The 6,000-nt window shown below is 56.2% G+C and carries 7 protein-coding genes; 4 read left to right on the top strand and 3 right to left on the bottom strand.

All coding sequences use genetic code 11. The features are described 5' to 3' along the window. The 3 genes from AC1QQ2_RS10445 to iscR all read right to left on the bottom strand — a co-directional run. The coding region (locus AC1QQ2_RS10445) for a SufD family Fe-S cluster assembly protein (protein WP_479713085.1) at nt 1-897 on the bottom strand (897 nt) is incomplete at its 3' end. Between the two features lie 13 nt (nt 898-910). Continuing rightward, entirely contained in the window at nt 911-1,954 is a 1,044-nt protein-coding gene (locus tag AC1QQ2_RS10440) for a cysteine desulfurase family protein (protein WP_479713084.1), read from the bottom strand. After that, the gene (iscR, locus tag AC1QQ2_RS10435; protein WP_067547762.1) at nt 1,951-2,409 is read right to left on the bottom strand and encodes a Fe-S cluster assembly transcriptional regulator IscR; all 459 of its coding nucleotides are present in this window, start codon (nt 2,407-2,409) and stop codon (nt 1,951-1,953) included. The genes AC1QQ2_RS10440 and iscR overlap by 4 nt, the downstream gene beginning before the upstream one ends. A 177-nt stretch (nt 2,410-2,586) precedes the next feature. On the opposite strand from iscR, the gene AC1QQ2_RS10430 reads away from it, so the two are divergent. The 4 genes from AC1QQ2_RS10430 (at nt 2,587) to AC1QQ2_RS10415 (ending at nt 5,933) form a co-directional block, all read left to right on the top strand. Beyond that, nucleotides 2,587-3,240: an alpha/beta hydrolase gene (locus tag AC1QQ2_RS10430; protein ID WP_479713083.1), complete on the top strand. Its 654-nt coding sequence runs from the start codon at nt 2,587-2,589 to the stop codon at nt 3,238-3,240. Between the two features lie 3 nt (nt 3,241-3,243). Then, nucleotides 3,244-3,471: a hypothetical protein gene (locus AC1QQ2_RS10425; protein WP_067547758.1), complete on the top strand. Its 228-nt coding sequence runs from the start codon at nt 3,244-3,246 to the stop codon at nt 3,469-3,471. Further along, nucleotides 3,468-4,634: an HD domain-containing protein gene (locus tag AC1QQ2_RS10420; protein WP_479713082.1), complete on the top strand. Its 1,167-nt coding sequence runs from the start codon at nt 3,468-3,470 to the stop codon at nt 4,632-4,634. Before AC1QQ2_RS10425 ends, AC1QQ2_RS10420 begins: the two co-directional genes overlap by 4 nt. Before the next feature lie 84 nt (nt 4,635-4,718). Beyond that, nucleotides 4,719-5,933 carry an NADP-dependent isocitrate dehydrogenase gene (locus AC1QQ2_RS10415; RefSeq protein WP_479713081.1) on the top strand — a complete coding sequence of 405 codons (1,215 nt, stop codon included), beginning with the start codon at nt 4,719-4,721 and terminating at the stop codon, nt 5,931-5,933. The last annotated feature ends 67 nt before the right edge of the window (nt 5,934-6,000 follow it).

The raw sequence follows: 6,000 nt of genomic DNA, 5'->3' as shown, positions 1-6,000 counted from the left end.
GTTCTGAACGGTGGAGTATTTCACTTCTGCGTCTTCTTCGACGATGATCTCAACGACCGCAGCATGGAGCTGTGCGGTATCGCGTTGCGGCGCAGTGCAGCCTTCGAGGTAGGACACATAAGAGCCCTTGTCCGCGATGATCAGCGTGCGTTCGAACTGGCCTGTGTTTTCCGCGTTGATGCGGAAATAGGTCGACAATTCCATCGGGCAGCGCGTGTTCGGCGGGATGTAGACAAACGACCCGTCAGAGAACACGGCAGAGTTCAGCGTGGCATAGTAGTTATCAGACACAGGAACCACAGAACCGAGGTATTTTTTGACCAGCTCAGGGTGATCTTTGATCGCTTCAGAGATCGAGCAGAAAATGACGCCAGCCTTTTCCAACTCTTTCTTGAAGGTCGTGCCGACCGAGACAGAGTCAAAGACCGCATCGACAGCGACCTTACGTTCGCCTTCTTTGTAGTCCTCAGCGCCCTCAACACCCGCAAGGATCATCTGCTCTTTGAGCGGGATGCCGAGCTTTTTGTAGGTCTCAAGGAGTTTCGGATCGATGTCGTCGAGCGACTTGGGCTTCTCAGCCATCGATTTCGGGCGGGCGTAGTAATACTGGTCCTGAAAATCGATCTCGGGATAGTTGACCATTGCCCATTTGGGCTCAGTCATGGTTTCCCAACGCTCAAACGCAGCCAGACGCCATTCGGTCATCCACTCTGGCTCTTCGTTCTTCTCAGAGATCAGGCGCACGATATCGGGGTTTACGCCTTTGGGGGCGTATTCCATCTCGATCTCGGTTTCCCAACCGTATTTGTATTTGCCCGACAGCTTTGCAACGGCATCTACGGTGTCCTGATCGACACCTTCTTTTACGTCCAACTCGGGGCGGTCTAGTGCAGCCATGACCCTTCCTCTCTTAAGCGGCGCGTGCGCGCATCTTTTTGTATCGATCAGCCCAAGCATCGGCATATGCCAGCACTTCGGCCTTCGTTGTTTCAAGACCAAGCGAAATCCGCGTCGCGCTGGCGGCTTCGACTTCGTCCAATCCCATCGCCTGCAAAACTCTGCTGGCTTTTACCTTGCCTGATGAACAGGCTGATCCTGCTGAAATCGCAAATCCTGCAAGGTCCATTGCCATTACTTGGGTTTCGCCTTTCCAGCCCCGTGTCACATAGCACGAGGTGTTGGGCAACCGCGTAACAGCATTCCCGACAAAAATAGTTTCTTTTGAGGCATCGGCAATACGTGCCTCCAACAAATTCCGCAATTCTGCGACTTCATCCCAGCGCCCATCAGCGAGGTCTTTCTGCCCCGCCACCGCAGCAGCCGCAAAGCCCGCGATGCCGATCAAATTCTCAGTCCCGGCACGGCGTCCCATTTCCTGACCACCGCCCAACAACTGCGCCTTGAGGTCGTGCCCTTGCGGGATCACGAGAACACCGACGCCTTTGGGCCCGCCAATTTTGTGCGCAGAGGCAAAAACCATTTCAACGCCCGCCCAGCTATAGGCAAAGGGGATGCGGCCGAACCCTTGGGTCACGTCAGATACCGCCAAACCATTAGGCAGGGTCTGAATGACACCCGTTTCGGAGTTTGCCAGTTGCAGACAGCTATTCGCGGGATCGTCGACAGTTACAATCCCGTTCAAATTAACAGGCAACGACATATCGAGCCACGAGCCAACCGCGTCATGTTCAATCTGCGCACCTTTGAGCGTGCGACCTGCACAGGCCAGCGCCGCCGCTTCAGTCGCGCCAGAGACAAACACGAGATCGGCATTGCCTGCCCCCAAAGCCTCAGCAATCTGCTGACGAGATTTTTCAAGCAGAGCCTTCGCCGCACGACCTTCTGAATGCACAGACGACGGATTGCCGACGATCTCCATCGCAGCAATCATGGCCTCTTTGGCCTCAGCACGTAAGGGCGCCGTCGCGTTATGATCCAGATACGTGCGGGTCACTCGTCCACCACCTCAAATAGGGCTGGAACGGCAGGGCACGGTGCGAGACCGTTGTTGATCACGTCCGACAAACGCGCTTGATGAAGGAAGACGTAGACATGTGCCGAGAGGCCTTCCCACAGGCGGTTGGTCAGGGATTGCGCACGGCTGCCAGAGTTCGCACCCGATGCCCCTGCCCCTTTGTGCATGGCGCTGACGGTTTCATCGACAGCGGTCAGAATGTCTGACACGCGGATTTCTGAGGCTGGACGGGACAGCTTGTAGCCGCCACCTGGACCACGGACGGAGTCGACCAAACCATCGCGGCGCAGCTTAACGAAAAGCTGCTCGAGATAGGGCAGCGACACGTCCTGACGCTTGGAAATCTCGGCCAAAGTGACGAGCGATCCTTCGGGCTGAAGGGCCAGATCCGCCAGTGCAACCACCGCATAACGGCCTTTGGTGCTCAGTTTCATACATATACCCCTGTCAGAACGCCCATTTCATGCGCAAGATCATTGACGTAAGCGGTCTGCCTCATTAACTCCGACACAGCCCACAGGACGTCCGTCCTGATAATTTAGAATCCTTCTAAGGTGTCCGAGAATTATAGTCAAGAATTCCGACACCCTACATAACGCGCAGGGAGCACCATGCCCGAAGTGATTTTCCCCGGCCCCGAAGGCCGGCTCGAAGGCCGTTACCATCCGCAAAAAGATCGTGACGCACCGATTGCAATCGTTTTGCATCCGCACCCGCAGTTTGGCGGCACGATGAACAACCGTGTGGTTTATAACCTGCACTATGCGTTCTATAACCTCGGCTTTACCGTTCTGCGGTTCAACTTCCGTGGCGTAGGTCGCAGCCAAGGTGAATACGATCAGGGCATTGGTGAACTGTCCGATGCGGCGTCGGCTCTCGACTACCTGCAGTCGATGAACACTGGTTCTAAACATTGCTGGGTCGCTGGTTTCTCGTTCGGTGCGTGGATCGGTATGCAGCTTTTGATGCGCCGCCCAGAGATCACTGGCTTTGTGTCGGTGGCCCCGCCTGCTAACATGTACGACTTCTCGTTCCTTGCGCCCTGCCCGTCGTCGGGTCTGGTCATCAACGGTTCGGCTGACCGCGTGGCTCCGCCCGCAGACACCGAAACCTTTGTGAACAAACTGCACGACCAAAAAGGCATCACCATCACGCATGAGGTGGTGGACGGCGCTGGTCACTTCTTTGAAGACCCGCACATGGACACGATGATCAACTCTGTTCAGGGCTACGTGCGCCGTCGCCTGACGGAAAACACGCGCTGATCCATGGCTCTACTGGATGATATGGCCGACGAGCTGGCGCAACTGGCGCTAGAAGACGAGGCCCGCAGCGGGGACGATCAGATCGTTCGCAAAGTGGCAGAAATTCTTGGAGCGTCGTCACAGACGCTTCAAGAGGCGTTCAACACGGCCATCCGTGTGCGCCGCGCCGAAGCCCGAGCGCGCGACCTTCTCGCGCAACGCAAGGCCCAATTCGAGGCATCATCCCAATGACATCGACCCTGTCCGCCCAGTTTACTTTCCTGAACGAGGCGGACAGGCTCAAATCCGTAGACCGCGCCAATCTGCTAATTGATTGCAGCCGTCCGGAAAACAGTGCCGAACATAGCTGGCACCTTGCGCTCTATGCGTTGGTCTTTGGCGATACTGCTGTGCCCGATGTGGACGTGGACCGCGCTATCGCGATGCTGCTGCTTCATGACATCGTTGAGATCGACGCTGGCGATCACCCCATCCATGAGGCACACGATTGGGACGCGGTGGTCGTGGCCGAACGCAAAGCTGCCGACCATATCTTTGGCCTGCTGCCCCTACCCCAAGCCAAAGAGTTTCGTGGCATCTGGGACGAATTCGAAGCCGCCCAAACCCCAACGGCTAAGTTTGCCAAACGGTTGGATACAGCGCAGCCGATGTATCAAACGCTCTGTGCGCCCAACCCTGTGCCTGATCATGTTGAGGTCGTGCGCGGCAATCTGACAACCGGACGGGCGCGCCCCTTGGCCGAGAGTTGGCCTGAAGCTTATTCCCATGCGAAATCGATGCTCGATGGGACAGCCTCGACCGCGTCCACAGACTACCTCCTGCGATTGGCGTTCCTGTTAGAGGCCTGCAAGTTAAAGTCCGTCTACCGCGCGACAAAACTTTGCGACGGATCGCGGCACGAGAACTCTGGCGAACACAGCTGGCATATCGCGCTATATGCGATGACGCTGGCCTCTCATGCGATCAAGCCCGTGAACATCGGGCGCGTGATCCGCATGTTGCTGATCCATGATCTGGTAGAGATCGACGCAGGTGATACGCCGATCCACGGTGACTTTGACCCCGCCGCACAAGAACAGATCGAACGACTGGCGGCGGATCGTCTTTTTGGCCTTTTGCCGCCCGCCCAAGGTGCGAAACTACGTGCGCTCTGGGAAGAGTTTGAGGCGGCGGAAAGCGATGACGCGATCTTTGCCAAGTCTATCGACCGCGTCCAGCCCTTGGCCTCGAACCTTGAGAACGGCGGCGGATCGTGGCCTGACTATAACGTTAGCTATGCGCAGTTAGTAGGACGCGTGGGCGACAAGATCGCAAAGGGCGCGCCCGCTGTTTGGGCTGAGGTCGATACCCGCATTCGTGCCCATCCATGGTTTGCGAAAGAATTTCAAAAATAACTGTATACAATTGCATACAGTTCTGGAATTCCGTCCAACTTTCGTCTAATGTGCGCGCAAACACTTTAGTTTGCGGAGCATCCCATGACCAAGATCAAGGTAGCTAACCCCGTTGTCGAACTCGACGGCGATGAGATGACACGGATCATCTGGGACTTTATTAAACAGAAATTGATCCTGCCCTATCTCGATATCGACCTGAAATACTACGATCTCGGCATCGAAGAGCGTGATCGGACCGACGACCAGATCACCGTCGACGCGGCCTACGCGATCAAAGAACATGGCGTTGGCGTCAAATGTGCGACCATTACCCCAGATGAAGCCCGTGTTGAGGAATTCGGCCTGAAACAGATGTGGAAGTCGCCGAACGGCACGATCCGCAACATCCTTGGCGGCGTTGTGTTCCGCCAGCCGATCATCTGCAAAAACGTTCCGCGCCTTGTCCCCGGTTGGACGCGCCCGATCGTTGTTGGCCGCCATGCCTTTGGCGACCAGTATAAAGCGACAGATTTCCATTTCCCGACCGCTGGCAAACTGACGATGAAATTCGTTGGCGAGGACGGCACCGTGATCGAGCGCGACGTCTATGATGCGCCGTCTGCCGGCGTTTACATGGGGATGTATAACCTCGACAGCTCGATCCGCGATTTTGCACGTGCGTCGTTCAACTACGGTCTTTCGCTGAAATGGCCTGTGTATCTCTCGACCAAAAACACCATCCTCAAGGCCTATGACGGTCGGTTCAAGGATCTCTTCCAAGAGATTTATGAGGCTGAATTCGCTGAGAAGTTCAAAGAGGCTGGTATCTGGTACGAACACCGCCTGATTGACGACATGGTGGCCTGTGCGTTGAAATGGAATGGCGGCTTTGTCTGGGCGTGTAAGAACTACGACGGCGATGTGCAGTCCGATACTGTGGCGCAGGGCTACGGATCGCTCGGCATGATGGCGTCGCAGCTGATGACACCCGATGGCAAGATCGTCGAGGCCGAGGCCGCGCACGGCACCGTCACCCGCCACTACCGCAACCATCAGGCGGGCAAAGCCACGTCGACCAACTCTATCGCGACGATCTATGCGTGGACTGGCGCGTTGAAACACCGTGCAAAGCTGGACGAAAACGCGCAGCTGATGCGCTTTGCCGAAACGCTGGAACGCGTGACTGTTCAATGCGTTGAGGACGGTCATATGACCAAAGACCTCGCCTTGCTCGTTGGCCCAGACCAAGGCTGGCTGACAACGATTGGCTTCCTCGAAAAGCTCGACGAATACCTGAACAAAGCCCTCGTCGGGTAACCAAAGGTCAGGCGCGTGGTGCAGATCACGCGCCTGATGGACAGGTAAGTATTACTGACCTATATGT

The sequence above is a fragment of the Aestuarium sp. genome, from assembly GCF_023253315.1.
GTDB classification, from domain to species: domain Bacteria; phylum Pseudomonadota; class Alphaproteobacteria; order Rhodobacterales; family Rhodobacteraceae; genus Marivivens; species Marivivens donghaensis.
Note: the sequence above shows the minus strand (reverse complement) of the source record. Positions and strands in the feature narration are given on the sequence as shown.